The sequence below is a fragment of the Acetivibrio straminisolvens JCM 21531 genome (assembly GCF_000521465.1).
Classification (GTDB): domain Bacteria; phylum Bacillota; class Clostridia; order Acetivibrionales; family Acetivibrionaceae; genus Hungateiclostridium; species Hungateiclostridium straminisolvens.
Map to the genome: position 1 here is coordinate 1 of NZ_BAVR01000081.1, position 13,931 is coordinate 13,931.

Annotated in this window: 15 protein-coding genes and 1 CRISPR repeat array; of the genes, 1 reads left to right on the top strand and 14 read right to left on the bottom strand. The window is 33.2% G+C overall.

Annotated features, from left to right (window positions below):
- Positions 1–21: 21 nt before the first annotated feature.
- Positions 22–960: a CRISPR direct-repeat array (repeat unit 29 nt; unit sequence CTTTACATCCCGCATAGTTAAGGCATAAC).
- 179 nt (positions 961–1,139) lie between these two features.
- The 14 genes from cas2 to JCM21531_RS15500 form a co-directional block, all read right to left on the bottom strand.
- Positions 1,140–1,403, bottom strand: coding sequence for a CRISPR-associated endonuclease Cas2 (gene cas2, locus JCM21531_RS15445; RefSeq protein ID WP_038291200.1), 264 nt, complete (start codon positions 1,401–1,403; stop codon positions 1,140–1,142).
- A gap of 2 nt (positions 1,404–1,405) precedes the next feature.
- A complete protein-coding gene (gene cas1b / locus JCM21531_RS15450) occupies positions 1,406–2,383 on the bottom strand; it encodes a type I-B CRISPR-associated endonuclease Cas1b (protein WP_038291188.1) in 978 nt (325 codons plus the stop codon).
- A complete protein-coding gene (gene cas4, locus JCM21531_RS15455) occupies positions 2,376–2,909 on the bottom strand; it encodes a CRISPR-associated protein Cas4 (protein WP_038291189.1) in 534 nt (177 codons plus the stop codon). The genes cas1b and cas4 overlap by 8 nt, the downstream gene beginning before the upstream one ends.
- A 36-nt stretch (positions 2,910–2,945) precedes the next feature.
- The gene (locus JCM21531_RS17985; protein WP_054847140.1) at positions 2,946–3,644 is read right to left on the bottom strand and encodes a hypothetical protein; all 699 of its coding nucleotides are present in this window, start codon (positions 3,642–3,644) and stop codon (positions 2,946–2,948) included.
- Positions 3,637–5,361, bottom strand: coding sequence for a CRISPR-associated helicase/endonuclease Cas3 (locus tag JCM21531_RS15460; protein ID WP_094184826.1), 1,725 nt, complete (start codon positions 5,359–5,361; stop codon positions 3,637–3,639). Before JCM21531_RS15460 ends, JCM21531_RS17985 begins: the two co-directional genes overlap by 8 nt.
- Positions 5,352–6,167 (bottom strand): CRISPR-associated protein Cas5, encoded by an 816-nt coding sequence (gene cas5 / locus JCM21531_RS15465; RefSeq protein WP_038291191.1) that lies wholly within the window; start codon positions 6,165–6,167, stop codon positions 5,352–5,354. Before cas5 ends, JCM21531_RS15460 begins: the two co-directional genes overlap by 10 nt.
- On the bottom strand, positions 6,164–7,171 hold the full coding sequence (gene cas7i, locus JCM21531_RS15470) for a type I-B CRISPR-associated protein Cas7/Cst2/DevR (RefSeq protein WP_038291193.1): 1,008 nt from the start codon (positions 7,169–7,171) through the stop codon (positions 6,164–6,166). Before cas7i ends, cas5 begins: the two co-directional genes overlap by 4 nt.
- Entirely contained in the window at positions 7,168–7,359 is a 192-nt protein-coding gene (locus JCM21531_RS15475) for a hypothetical protein (protein WP_038291195.1), read from the bottom strand. The genes cas7i and JCM21531_RS15475 overlap by 4 nt, the downstream gene beginning before the upstream one ends.
- Positions 7,353–8,660 (bottom strand): hypothetical protein, encoded by a 1,308-nt coding sequence (locus JCM21531_RS15480; protein WP_038291196.1) that lies wholly within the window; start codon positions 8,658–8,660, stop codon positions 7,353–7,355. The genes JCM21531_RS15475 and JCM21531_RS15480 overlap by 7 nt, the downstream gene beginning before the upstream one ends.
- Positions 8,661–8,668: 8 nt before the next feature.
- Complete coding sequence (cas6, locus tag JCM21531_RS15485) at positions 8,669–9,400, bottom strand: CRISPR-associated endoribonuclease Cas6 (protein ID WP_038291197.1); 732 nt, start codon at positions 9,398–9,400, stop codon at positions 8,669–8,671.
- Between the two features lie 63 nt (positions 9,401–9,463).
- A complete protein-coding gene (locus JCM21531_RS15490; protein WP_054847142.1) occupies positions 9,464–10,417 on the bottom strand; it encodes a helix-turn-helix transcriptional regulator in 954 nt (317 codons plus the stop codon).
- Between the two features lie 406 nt (positions 10,418–10,823).
- Positions 10,824–11,882: a hypothetical protein gene (locus tag JCM21531_RS15495; protein ID WP_243467811.1), complete on the bottom strand. Its 1,059-nt coding sequence runs from the start codon at positions 11,880–11,882 to the stop codon at positions 10,824–10,826.
- Positions 11,883–11,886: 4 nt separating this feature from the next.
- A complete protein-coding gene (locus JCM21531_RS22885) occupies positions 11,887–12,060 on the bottom strand; it encodes a hypothetical protein (protein WP_243467812.1) in 174 nt (57 codons plus the stop codon).
- Between the two features lie 56 nt (positions 12,061–12,116).
- Positions 12,117–12,803 (bottom strand): acyl-CoA dehydratase activase-related protein, encoded by a 687-nt coding sequence (locus JCM21531_RS15500; RefSeq protein WP_243467813.1) that lies wholly within the window; start codon positions 12,801–12,803, stop codon positions 12,117–12,119.
- A 432-nt stretch (positions 12,804–13,235) separates the two neighbouring features.
- Between JCM21531_RS15500 and JCM21531_RS15505 the strand changes: the two genes are divergently transcribed.
- The gene (locus tag JCM21531_RS15505) at positions 13,236–13,706 is read left to right on the top strand and encodes a dockerin type I repeat-containing protein (RefSeq protein WP_243467814.1); all 471 of its coding nucleotides are present in this window, start codon (positions 13,236–13,238) and stop codon (positions 13,704–13,706) included.
- The last annotated feature ends 225 nt before the right edge of the window (positions 13,707–13,931 follow it).

The window sequence follows — 13,931 nt, forward strand, 5'->3', positions numbered from 1 at the left end:
TTGCTTGTCTTCTAACTGTGCCTTTACATCCCGCATAGTTAAGGCATAACATCTTCTAACCTTACCCATGCATCTGGTTGATGTTCTTTACATCCCGCATAGTTAAGGCATAACTTCCTCCATTCTTTCGATAAACTTCTTATATTTCCTCCTTTACATCCCGCATAGTTAAGGCATAACTTGTGGGATTCCAACGACAATGCCCATCTATGTACTTGCTTTACATCCCGCATAGTTAAGGCATAACTTAAGGATCTAGGAGTGACGACAACAGGCATAGCAACTTTACATCCCGCATAGTTAAGGCATAACCTATTTATATATTCCTGTTCTCCTTGCTTCTTTTAGCTTTACATCCCGCATAGTTAAGGCATAACATGATGCTGGCTTCTCTATAGCCAGTGTTGAAATACTTTACATCCCGCATAGTTAAGGCATAACACATATCAGAGCTTTTACTGCTTCAACAACTATTTCTTTACATCCCGCATAGTTAAGGCATAACAACCGTTCCTCTAACCGTTCTAATAGTGATGAATAGCTTTACATCCCGCATAGTTAAGGCATAACTTTCGCTATCTTCAGCACAGTATTGTCTATGGTATACTTTACATCCCGCATAGTTAAGGCATAACAACATTCTCAATGTCTTTCATGGAACACATGCCTACTTTACATCCCGCATAGTTAAGGCATAACCATGCTCTGTTAATTCGTCTCCTACTTTTACCAGCACCTTTACATCCCGCATAGTTAAGGCATAACTGACTTGTTGCCATGCCTCCATCTCAGTCATTTGTTCCTTTACATCCCGCATAGTTAAGGCATAACTTATCGTGAACCTCTTGCAGCATTTCTTTTCTGTCCTTTACATCCCGCATAGTTAAGGCATAACAACGGTAGAAGAATTTAGGGAAGTCGTTGAAAAATACTTTACATCCCGCATAGTTAAGGCATAACCCAATTTTACACAAATCTAAAATCCTCTGTTTAAGCCTTATACAGAGTTGATTATTTCTCCAACATAATTAAACTGCAGCAAACTTCCAATAATGTTTCTCAGTTTATTCCATAAATCCTTATACTGCCTATTTATAAGCCATTATAGACCTTGGTAAAATTAAATGGTTTGCTGCAAATCATAAAATTAATTCGTCTAGAGCTTTTTCTTTTCCAAGTTTATTCTTTACAATATTCTTGGGATTTTCTACAATATAGATATATATCGAATCTTCATTTTTGTCAATTATCTTACCAACTTGGCTTAGACATTTTTGCAATTTGCCTTCTGTGATTTCTCCTTCAAATACAGAATTTTGTGTCCACACTAAATACTTTTTTAGTAACTTCCTTACCTTATTGACTTTTTTTACTTCGACATCATATGTTAATACGACAAATATATTTACCACCACGCTTTCAAGGGTTTATATATTTCATCATCAATAAAATACTTAATAAGCTTATAGCATTCGAGCCTAATAAAACTTTTATAAGAAACATTTCTATTAAGCTTTCTATGCCGGACAGTTACTGCAAGCTTTTTTTCGTATTGGGTGATAAACTTCCGCCTACCGGAGTCATTCAACATACATATGCCATCTATTGTATTAAAATCATCTTTATTAATGATTCTGTTGTTTATAAGATTAAATATTACCGGGTCAACAATTAATGGCTTAAAAATTTCGGCTATATCCAAGCTAAGAGAAAATCTTTTGGTTGACGGTTCATGCAAATAACTTATAGCTGGATCTAACTGCGTATGATATATTTGCCCTAAGACAGTCGTATACATTAGACTATTGCCAAAAGATATTAATGCGTTTATTGGGTCGGTAGGAGGGCGTTTCTCTCTTTTGCTCATTTCAAAACCATGCTTTAAAAATAAATTAAATGCTCTATAGTAAGTATTCCTGATTCTTCCTTCCATTCCCATTAGTTCATCGATTTCTACCGCATTGTCAACAATCTCTTTTTCTAAATCCTCATATATGTCGTCAGCGACTTCCTTATAATTCCTAAGGTTTCTTTTTATATGGTATTTTGCACTTTGAACAAAGCATTTAGCCAAATAAAGCCGCTTTTCTTTGTGAAGATAATGTTGAGACTGTTTTACTGTTAATAATCCTGAAATATTCTTTTTCCTGGGATAAAATGAACCAGTATAAAAACCGTAATAATTGTAGAAATGCAATATTATTGAATATTCCGATATATAGTTTAAAAATTTAGTATTAAGATCTATTTCGCCAAAAATGTGAATACAGTCAATTTGCTCAATTGGAAGCGCTCTGTTTGATTCAGTACTATCTACAAAATAAATAGTATTTTCTTTTCTTTTAAATCTGCCATTATTTAAAACATAATATTCTCTACTCATCTAAATCAACATCTACCTCCTTTACAAAGCAGAACTCGTAATATGAACATTTTTTACATATTGGCTTCTTTTCCACAGGCGGAGGCTTTTCCATGTTACAAATGCTTTTTATTTCAACAAGCGCTTTTTCAAGCTCTATTTTATCGGCATCACTTAATTCAACAAATTCCTGCCTTTTTTCTTTAACATAATTTATAATACCCTTCTTTTCAATGCCTCTCATATGTAAATAATAAAGGTAATACAGAAGCTGCATTCTATGGGAGGTTGACATTTTACTGCTTAACTTTATTTCTCTGACAAACTCGCCATCTACAATATCCAGTTTTACCAAGTCATCAATTTCAATATCTCTGTTTTTTTGCCTTGAATAGGCTGTCTCATGGAGCACTTTTCCGCTTAGTACTCTATCACTTAAGTGCTCCATGGTTATGCCTTTGGAAAAAAGCCAGAGCTTTCTTTTGCATACATAGTAGTAATTTACTTTTACGCCTTGGGTTTTGAAGCTTTCGAAATCAAAGCTCATGACTATCACCTTGTATTTTTCAAATAGTATGAAAGGTTATAAAATTATGTTTCCAATAGTTAATTCTTCTAATTCTTGTTTGCTGTTTAATCTCAACCCAACGAATTGATCATATTTGCAAAAGCCTTGTTTGATAATTAAAAAGCCATCCTCTACGTAAAATGCATTCAAATTCTGCAATTTATAAAACATTCCCTTACTAATCTGTATACTGCACATATTGTACTCTTTATTCTTATTAGGTTTATCTTTTGAATTGTAATAGTCTTCTTCCAATAGCACTTTTGCATTTTGATCAATTTTTCTAAAAAGTTTACTTGCTTCAATTTTAGAATCAACGATATTTAGATATGTGTCAAACTTGAACATTATGTTTTCACCATTAAGTTCTGAGCTATTTATCAATCCGTATATTTCCATTATTTCTTTTTCTGATTCTTTAAATTCGTTAATATAGTCTTTTTCAACTGAATCATCTTTATAGTAAAAGTCAAGTAACTGCTTTCTGTCTTTCATTGATAATATTTTGCCTTTATGTTGCTGCAAAATTTTTTTAGTAACTTTTTTTAGCTGTTCTTTATATACATCTTCATTTTCTTCGTCAAATATATAAAACTCCCCATATTCCCGATGGTCATGTCTATTACATCTTCCCATACGTTGAATAATTGCATCCATAGGTGCAAGATCGCTTATAATGACTTCAAAATCCAGATCAAGAGAGATTTCAACCATTTGTAGATATCCACACATGACCTTGTTGGCTTAAAATTCCTCTATATTTATCCTTTTTATGCTTAAACTTGAATCTGCTATGTAAGAGGTTAATTTCAAAACCATTTTTGCACAAGAAATCTAATTGTTTATATGTTTTTATTGCTTCGTCGATTGTATTCTTTACTATCAAAACTTTTTTCCCGTTTTTTATACTTGAAGACACTATTTCAACCCAATCTTTTTCTTTGCAAAACAAAAGCTTAATTTTTTTGTTTTCTTCAACAACTTCATTTTCATTGCTCTTTTCGAAAGGTACAGAAATACTGTTAAGTTTTTCGAGATAAGCTTCGGGCATTGTTGCAGTCATTAAATGAAATTTTGCATTCATATGTTTAGCTGCAAACTCTACAAAATACATTAATATTAAAAACATACGGGGAGTTAGCAAATGGACTTCATCTACTGTTATATGACTTCCATAAATACTGGCAAATACTTTTTCATATCCTGGATATTTAAAGATTGCAAGCAATATTTGGTCAACAGTAGAGATTATATATGGCTTTGCAAAGTTTTTTGCTAATGTTTTGTCACGGGATGTAAAGAATATATCTTCTCCTTTGATGCTTTGGCGAAAGTTTTCAACATATAGGGAAATATCTCCGTGTAATAATCCAACATAATCTTCAGTGCCCAATATTTCAACAGCATCGAAAAAGAAACTTTCGCCGGATATTTTATTCGGTACCAGGAAAATTTTCCTTTTGCCATACCATCTATAATCGGCAATGGTTTTCCCGGCACCGGTAAAAGCTATAGTAACTATATTACTGTGTTCCAAATCTTTTGTCCGTTTTTGCAACTGATTGAATTCAATTTTATCTATCTTTTTTCCTTTTCTTTGACATTTTGAAGATAAGTATGAAATTAACAGGGAATCAAGTTTTTCTGACGTTATGGGTAAATAGTATTCTATGTCTTTTTCCTGACTTGAAGCTAAGTGGTCAATTAAATTGAGGAATCCTTTTAATAGGATATAAAGTTTTCTGTTGTCGTTGTTTTCGCCGAAGTTTTCATCTAAATATTTTAAGAAATCATAGTCTAGAATGTTATCGTCTTTAAATTGAACATCGAAACCTAATTTTTCGGAGAGATACTCTTCTATTTCAGTTTTATCAAATTCATCGGATAATAATATTCCTTTTTCGATGTCTTCAAAGACTGACTTTTCAATTACAGCAAAAGACTTTCCCATGTATTTTTCGTAGCTTCCATGGTGATAGAAGATGGATTTGTATAGAACATTTCTCAAATCCTCACAAACTGATAATTTGCTAAAGAAGTATTCTAGAAATGCTCCTGACAATAAGTTGTGTCGTTCGTCTTTAATAGAATTGAATATATTCCATAGCCTCTTAATCTCTGGATTGTCTTTTGAATTTTCGGGATCTTTCAGTTTTTCTTCGTCAATTCTATTGGCTATTTCAATTTTTTGTTGGAACTTTACATTGATTTTGCCTAGGTCATGCAGAATACATATAATTTTTAAATATTCTGCAAACCCAGACATAATGTTTTCAAAGTTTGCTTCAGATTTAATTTTTTCGTAAGCTTCAAGTAAATCGGATATATGTTCCGTCAATTTCTGCTTATTTATTCCTTCGAGAAAATTACTTGACTTTGCCATGATATTAGCATTTTTCATGTTTTTACACCTCGCTTTCTCTAGAGCCATAGAAATGTTGTTGCTTCTTTTGCTTCCTCGTCCCTATAGACTTGTACTTTCCCGCTGGAAGGATAATAACCGTTGTTGTCAATATAAACATAGTGCGCGTATACCATTTGCCTATCCTTTTTTTCTGCAGTTAAGTCCTTATAAGTCTTCGGCAATGCATACAATACGCCGCTTCTAAGCCTGTTTTCCATCTCTTCATCATTACTGTTTAGTGATACTGGAATGTAAGTATTTTTTATGCTCAAATCCTGCATAATAGCTTGTTTTTTACTTTTTACTTCAACTTCTTCTACCGATACTTCTTGAACAAGGCATCCTTTCTTTTGGGGTACAAAGAAATCTTCTTTTCTCCCTAAGGATAGGTATTTTGTTGGACTTTCCAATGCTTGTTTTATTATTTTATATTCTTCTGTATCTTCGGTGTGTATAAAGATCGTTAGATTAACATCTTGTAGTACTTCAAAATTCATTATTCTATTACCGACTTCTTTGTCTTTAAAGAAAACAGCATATTCGCTGTAAGGAATTTTTTCTTTGATCATCTTTTTGTGGAATGCTGTCATTTTATTCCAATAACTACCGTATTCCCCTCGCATAAAATGAATATCCTTATTTTTGTAAGTTCCTACAATACCGATTCTAAAAACGGATGTAGCATGTCTGTCAACTAAATATGATATAAGGCCTGCAACGGTAGTGGCAGTTGGCAAATGTAAAGTTGGTATAAAATCATCTTCCATTATTTTAGGTTCCCTATAATGTGCAAAGGGTTGATATATGTCCATTTTGAGCACGTTGTTTATCATTTTTGCTCCTCCGTGTTCAAGTACCAATAATTATCATCACTAATATCCAACTTATTAACAAGTTTTTTTACTGCTTCTTGAGGAATCTTATCAATAACCATGCTGTTTTCAAAATTGCTATTTTTGTATGTTATAGGAAGACGTGATGATACAGCTATAACGTAATTTTCGCTGTTAAGTTCATACCCCTTAATAGTTTCATAAACATAATCCATTATCAGGTTTCCTTTTGAATCGATACAGACATCATTCCAAAAATACGGTATCGGACTTTTAAAAGCACCTCCAAAAACAGCTAACGGTTTTAGGTGTATTTTTTGATGTTTTATATCGCGAGTAAAGCTTAGTATTGCATCAATAAGATCTGAAATTATTTTCTTTCTAAGTTCTTTCGACATGTATTTTCTATTTCCAGGCTCAAGATATTTGTCATTATCAACTTCTACTACTCCTATTCTGTCCAACTCAATTGTTATTGTATAGTAGTAATAATCACCGAAAATTTCTTCAAAGGCCAATGCTTGTGTGGTTGGAACTTCATCTATACCAATGGCATTTCCCTTTTCATCGAAATATTCACGTCCCAAATCGGAATTTAAAAATCCTCTATTGGTTACAGTTTGAGTATCTGATTTAAAAGTGTTTACTGAAAGAAAAGGAATTACTCGTAGCGGAGAGGTTTTGTTAATTTGCTTATCTGGAACCAAAAAACCAAATACATCATTTTCAATTCCGTTTAACTCCGTGGATTCAATATTTTCTTTTTTAGGATACAAGTTTTTATTCTTTATAACAATGTTGCTTGCGGTCCAGCCATATTCTTTTATTAGTTTCTTTCTTAATTCGTAAGTAACTGTACCTACACTTGTCATAGAATGAATTCCATCTTTATAAAAGTATTTTTTAATTGGTGAATAATTGCCTGCACCTTGATCATTTGAAAGCGCAATTGGACTTTCGGTTAAAATTGTCAATGTTATTCCACTTACTCTATTCATACTCATTTTCTTTCCTCCTCTTTTTGATTAATAAACAATCCTTCTAAAAATACACCAACGTTGTATGTCAGTTCTACGCTGTCATCTACATCCAATATTCCTTTGCTGAAATATACAGGGATGGCAATATTGTTCGCTATAAAATGGTGATATAATAGTTTTATAATACCGTCTCTATTATCCACTTTTAGCATTTGAATGAGTTTAAACCCCAAAGTATTCTTTGCTTCATTTGGAATTTTGCTTCCCAATTTTTTGCCTGCATCAAAGAATGTTTTATAATCTTTGGCCAATTTTTTCCCTCCTCGCCGTATTCTATTTTTAACATTTCTAATAAAAGTCTGATATTAGATACAGTTCTTGTGATGTTCAATGTGCGTTTACCTTCTTTTCTGTCAAAGTACAGAACTATTGAAATAAAGATGTCTTTTAAAACTTTATAATTTCTGCTAATAACCAATCTTTTTAATTCTTGCATATTTGCAGATGCATCTGAAGAAATAGATAATTGATTTATTATATGATATAGTTCTATTTGTTTTATAAACTCGTCATACTTTAGTACTTGCTCCATTTTTAATATAAGACCTTTATTAGGGTCTGATTTGATTGAATATAACCGAATGTTTTTTGCATTGTATTGACTCAATTTTTTATAAAATCCTTGATCATTATAAAGTTTTAATAAATTATTAATCTTTTGATTAAAGAAATAAATATTTTGTAAGGAATCCACATAAGATATAGTTCTAGGTTGCACTAAGCTGAAATACAGTAAAAACATCAAGTTGAAGAATTCACAGACAAAACATACTGAGCTTTGAGCATTTCCATAATTATTGAAAGTGCTATTTTCGGCACCCATAAACATATAGTTATATTTGGAAACTTCCCTTGTTTTCTGCTCTGACTTGTGTGAAATATCAAATTTTGTTGAGTAAACGCTATGACAAATACAGCAAATATCTCCGCTTGATTTGTACTTGTCGAGTATTTCAATTTGATCTTCCAATTCTTTTCCATTCAATTCAAAAACCAATCTTACGAGCTCATTAAAGTTTTTATGAAAGTTTTTTTCACTCTGTGAATTTGCACCGTATTTGGGACTATTTCTTATGTAAGGCATGTATTTTGATTTAAAACTATTTTTGAGCTTTTCTTTTTCTGTTGTATTAAGCTGATCTAAAGAAGCGACCATTTCTATAAAGTTACCAATATTAACATCTCGGAAAAAATCTTCGTTTATTTTCTTTTTTTGTAGTTCAGCTTTAACGCCTTTCATAAAATTTTCAAACACTTTTACATTAATTATGTACTGATAAACTTCAGAGTAGTCATCGCATACAAACTCCAAGAAATTATCCGTCAAAGTTATCTCGTAATCTTTATTGTAATACGACTTCATTTCCTGAAGTATAGTGTAAAAATAAACAATACCGAGGTCTCTGACAATTTCTCCAGAGCGGTAAAATCTTAGCTTAGAAATTTTCCTCACCCCCTTTATTAATAAACTATCTCTAACATTCCAAAGCCCTGGTTTCTCTTAAAACCAAGCCCCAAAGAATACAAATCCTGTAGATCTCTTGTGCTCCCACACAGTTTAAAAATTCCCTCATAAGAATTCACATAAAGATAATTTCTTCCGGAGTTTTCTTCAAACTCTCTAATATCCTGTCTGACAATAACATTTTTCATTTTCACATTTTGAAAAACAAGCCTTTCTTCCAATCCAGTACCCCTATAGTTTTCAAGAACTTTTCCTGCGATATAGTTAAGCTCATCCTCATAGTTTTCATCATCAATTTTCAAAAAATAGTTGCGATTGTTTTTGACGCAAATCGGTGACAGGGTTTTAAATATTACTTCCCTTGAATCTATGCTTTTTTCTTTCATCATGGAAATTCGTGTTCTGTTAATGGAAAAATCCTTATAGTTAAACTCATGAATCTTTAAAAGGCCATTATAAAGATACAGGATGAATTCTGCGTCCGGAGAGCTTATTAACAATGAAATCCCATCCTTAATGTTTACAATATCACCGTCTACTTCAAAGCCTTTCATTTTAACGGAAAAGCAGAAGTTCTTGCTCTTTTTGTTTGACTTTCCGTTAAAAGTATAAAGCTTATTAAAATACTCCGAATCGGATTTCTTTAAAGCTTCTTTTATCAGACTTACAAACATCATGTTGTGGGAGATTGGAAGCTTTTCGGCTGTAAAGTCACATTTTAGTCTCACTGATGTCACCCCCTTCCATTAATTCAATCTAATTATAATTTTATATGGTATTTAGGACATATATCAGCACATATACAATTTTCTCATTTTATTTATTTCATTTTTTATTTTTTCTGCAACTTCATCAGGTTCTAACACAGTTACATTGGCTCCCATACCTAGAATCCATGTTTTTATTTCCGTAAGCCCTCTCATTTTAGCTTCAAAAATAATGGATTTATCCTCTAATTCAGTTATCACCTGATTGCTTACCCAGATTTTCTCCTTGATAATTTGTGACATAGGGTACCTTATTTTTAACTTGATATTATATTCCTTACCTTTATAAATACCGATGCAGTTTTCCATGCTTTTTTTAAGGCTAAAGCTTTCGTCCTTTTCGAAAGTTTCGTTCAATATTTCATAATCATTGATTCGGCAGATTTTAAAATCCAGTATTTTTTCTTTTGATTCGCAAAAGCCTATAAAATATAAGTCATTTTTGTACTCCAGAGTGGCATAGGGTCGTACTATTCTGGTTTTTCTGCCGGAATTTAAAGAAGTATAGTCAATTCGGACCTTCCTTCTTAAAAGAACTGCTTCATGGATGTCCAAAAACTTTTTGCGTTCGAAATCGGGATTAGTATTTGAGATGATTTCCTTTGCCATATGATTGTAAAGGTTGATCTGAGCATCGCTTTTGATTGAATTTGCAGCATTGATTTTTATAACAAGGCTGGAAACATCTTTGGCAGCAATATGCTGTGAGTCTTTAAGATACCTTTCAACAAGCTGAAGGGAATATTGCTCTTTTTCGGAGATGTCAAGATTTAAAAGAAAGTTACTGTTTCTAAGGGTATACCCACCGTATTTTCCTCGCTCGGAGTCTATATATATTCCTGCGTATTCAAGTTCATCCCGGTATCTTCTTACTGTCCTTTCGTCAGTTTCGAGCATTGAAGCGATTTCTCGAATCTTCATTTTCCCGTTTTTCTGCAATAACATATACATTTTTAGTGTATTGCCTACCTGACTCATAGTCAACACCTACTTCAAGTTATTGATTTAAAAAATAATTATCTATGAAATTATAGAAGGATACAAATTATAACACTATACTACCATTAATAATGGTATATTACTAGGATTTTCTTGAAAATTAAATGTTTTTTCAACAAAGTTTACAACTAAATGACAATATTGTTATTTTGAAATGTAATTTAAGAATAACCACGATGGGGGAAGGGCTAAAATGCGCAAAAAAAGCCCGTACATTTCAATTAAGAAGGGAAAATGTAACGGGTTTTATAGGGGAGTATTAATTTGTACACGAATAATATCGAATAAAAAGTGAAAGTACTTTAGCGTTTTTATAAAAAATTTTAAATTTTTTGCGGGAAAAATCTTGGCATTGGGGAAAATGATAGTTTTCTACGCATTTTAATCATATCCACAAAGGCCTCAAGCTCGTCATATAGCCTGCTTCACCGGTCATTTCATCAATTATAAGCGTGATAATTGGAATATCGTATTTCTTTTGCACTTCGCTAAAGGTGCTTTGGGCAATTATTTCAGGCATGCAGGTGAAGGGATATATATGGACAACGCCGTCAAATCCCTTTTTGGCACTTCTTATGGAGGCACCTATGGAGCTAAGACCGTGGCCGCCGATATCATCGGTATTCATAAATTCCTTTCCCGCTTCATGGTTCTTGTTTTTAATTTTAAATGGTAAAAGCTTCTTTATAAAATGCTCTTTAATCCAGAAGCTCATGCCCATAGTATTATATACCTCAACACCCATGTTGCCGAGCTTTCTTTCTATCTCAAAATTTATACTGGGATGGGCGGCAACGTATATTTCACCCACAAGGGAAATCCTAATCGGCCGGTACTTTTTGTCCAGGGGCATTTTTCGCAGTTGTTTTGCGGTGGAACGAATTATCTTGTTTATGTTTTTATACCCCCATTCCTTCTGGATGTCATTATGAAACTTGGACATAATTCTGTCCGTTTCTCCCTTGTTTATCTCCCTGCATCTTGTGAACCTTGCCAGCTTGTTTATCCTGTCAACCGTAAAAACGGTCTTAATCGCATAAAATATTGCCTTTATAAGTTCAAACTTACTCTTTCCTTCTGTAAGAGGCCTTATTTTTTCCAGCACTTCTTTCACAGAAATATTGCTAAGGTCAAGATAAATAAAATTCACATTATACCCGATGCTTTTTAATATTTCGGCCTGAAGTTTTCCAAAATAACCGAATCTGCATTGGCCGCTGCCGCCGCCAAAAAGTATCATATCTGCTCCGTTCTCAATGCCGTAAATAAAATCGCCCATTATTGTCTTGAAGGGAAGACAGGCAAACTCAGGTGAGTGCAATATTCCCTGCTCTAATAGACTTCTGTCGGAAATCGGGGGCATAACATAATCAATTCCTGCAGTTTCCAGCAGCACCTTAACAGGTATATATGAATCTCCCATATGCGGAAATGTAATTTTCATATAATCACCCTATCATATCTAAAAATGCTTCCAGTCTTGTGTCAAATCCCGCTTCTCCCGTATGCTCGTCAACGGTAAGCTTTAGAAGAGGCATGTTGTACTGTTCTTTAAGCCGCCTTTCGATAAACTCCAAAACAAAAGCGTCAACCCCGCAAGCAAAAGGAGTAAGGTATATCATACCCTTAATAGCCGGAGATGAAGCAAAAGTAAAAGCGCTTCCGAGAAGCTCAAACCCTATGTCCCAGAAGATTTTTCCCTCAAAGGATAGGCCTTTTTCCTCTTGGTATCATGGTCAATGTCCCGTGGAGTAAAGACGGTTATGTTTCGTGCTCTAAGTTTGTCAATCAGTTTCATATTTAGATAACTGTCGTAAATCATGTACGGATGTCCCAATAAGGAAATTGCAGTCTTGTCTATGCCGCTACTTAGCAGGTTCTCAAATATTCCGGTATTTCTTCTGCTGCTGTCATAAATTTTTAGTGCAGCTTTAAAAGCCTCAACCACATCCAAATAGCGAATTTTTAGGGTTTTGCCAATCTCTCGAAGGCTTTTGAATGTCTCTTCGGGTTTTGCATCCACATTTATTTTAACTTCCAATACTTTAACCTGCCTTTTTAAATTCAGCAGCGTCATATCGGGAAGACCGCAAAATTTAGGGCAGGTATATTCATTTTTATCAATGCTTGTGTATCTGGGTATAAATATATAATCCGCCTTGTTTTTGAGACTATACACATGTCCGTGAAAAACTTTTACGGGCAGACAAGTTTCATTGCTGCAGTATTTTACGCCGCAGTCTAAAATTTCTTTATTGGTATCGTCGGATACTTCCACATTACAACCCAAATTGTAAAAAAAGTTTTCCCAGAGCAAATGGTGTTCAAAGTAAAATAATCCTTTGGGTATTCCAATGGTTGTCATCTAATTGATAAACTCCTTTAACAAATAAGCTTTTTATCGTATTTTCAGTACCTTTAAGCATTAATATATTATTTACAAAAGTATGGGAATATATAACTTGCTTCATAATTTGACTAAACTATCATATTAAGTGTCGCTTTATTGAAAAAATTGCAGCAAATTGTCTTCGTGATATAAAAAAACATGTCAGAATATAGAAGACGGTGCAATTAGCATGACATGCTAAATTTTTGAATATATAATAATCTTAGACACATAAACTGTTCTGTATTTCGGGCGCAAATAATGAAATTTCAGTTTTGATTGATAGTCGGCCGGCTTTCAATAAAAAACTAAAAAACAAACGAGAAAGGGAGGAGAATATATATGAAAAATAAAATTGCATTATTAACGGTAGTTTTAGGTATTGTTATAGTAGTATTAGGCGGCTCTATGGTAGTAAATGCAGCACATCAATGTAATGAAACGGTAATTATCGGTGATGTAAACCTGGATGGTTTAATTGACGCTTTAGACGTTACAATTTTGGGACGTTATGTCAATCATGGGCAACCGTTTACTAGTTTATTACAGTTTGTTGCTGCAGACGTAGACTATGATAATTCTGTAACAATTCAGGATTATAACATGCTTAAAGACTACGTTCTAAGAAATATATCCTCTTTTCCTGCAGGCCAGTTTTATACTGTTTATTATGGGGATCTTGACGGAGATCAGTTGGTAACATCAAATGACAAGCAAATAGTTACCAATGCTGTTCTTAATATTGTTAATTTGACTCTTAGACAATTGGCTGCGGCAGATGTAGATGGCGATCAAATTATAACTGCCCTTGATGTGTCATATATAAACTCACATTCCAAAGACAAAATAGATCATTTTCCGGTATGCCCTCAAAACTAACAACTAAAGTATAAAAAAACCGGCAGCATAATAAAAATCCCCTCCGGATTAAAACCTTCCATCTGGAGGGGATTTTTAATGCAATATTAATGTTGATTTGATGCTTATAATTTTAATAAAAATAGAAGCTATTTGGTGTTGGTTTATTGAAAAAATGGCAACAAATTGTTTCCTTGAGAGTAAAAACATGTCAGAAAACAGAAAATGGTAGGACTGACATGACAT

Coding starts and splice junctions, on each gene's coding strand:
- JCM21531_RS15490 (WP_054847142.1), bottom strand. CDS start 10,417: ATGAGTCAGGTAGGCAATACACTAAAAATGTATATGTTATTGCAGAAA.
- JCM21531_RS17985 (WP_054847140.1), bottom strand. CDS start 3,644: ATGGTTGAAATCTCTCTTGATCTGGATTTTGAAGTCATTATAAGCGAT.
- cas4 (WP_038291189.1), bottom strand. CDS start 2,909: ATGAGCTTTGATTTCGAAAGCTTCAAAACCCAAGGCGTAAAAGTAAAT.
- cas1b (WP_038291188.1), bottom strand. CDS start 2,383: ATGAGTAGAGAATATTATGTTTTAAATAATGGCAGATTTAAAAGAAAA.
- JCM21531_RS15495 (WP_243467811.1), bottom strand. CDS start 11,882: ATGAAAATTACATTTCCGCATATGGGAGATTCATATATACCTGTTAAG.
- JCM21531_RS15460 (WP_094184826.1), bottom strand. CDS start 5,361: ATGGCTCTAGAGAAAGCGAGGTGTAAAAACATGAAAAATGCTAATATC.
- JCM21531_RS15475 (WP_038291195.1), bottom strand. CDS start 7,359: ATGCTAAAAGTGGATAATAGAGACGGTATTATAAAACTATTATATCAC.
- JCM21531_RS15500 (WP_243467813.1), bottom strand. CDS start 12,803: ATGACAACCATTGGAATACCCAAAGGATTATTTTACTTTGAACACCAT.
- cas5 (WP_038291191.1), bottom strand. CDS start 6,167: ATGATAAACAACGTGCTCAAAATGGACATATATCAACCCTTTGCACAT.
- cas7i (WP_038291193.1), bottom strand. CDS start 7,171: ATGAGTATGAATAGAGTAAGTGGAATAACATTGACAATTTTAACCGAA.
- JCM21531_RS22885 (WP_243467812.1), bottom strand. CDS start 12,060: ATGATATACCTTACTCCTTTTGCTTGCGGGGTTGACGCTTTTGTTTTG.
- JCM21531_RS15505 (WP_243467814.1), top strand. CDS start 13,236: ATGGTAGTAAATGCAGCACATCAATGTAATGAAACGGTAATTATCGGT.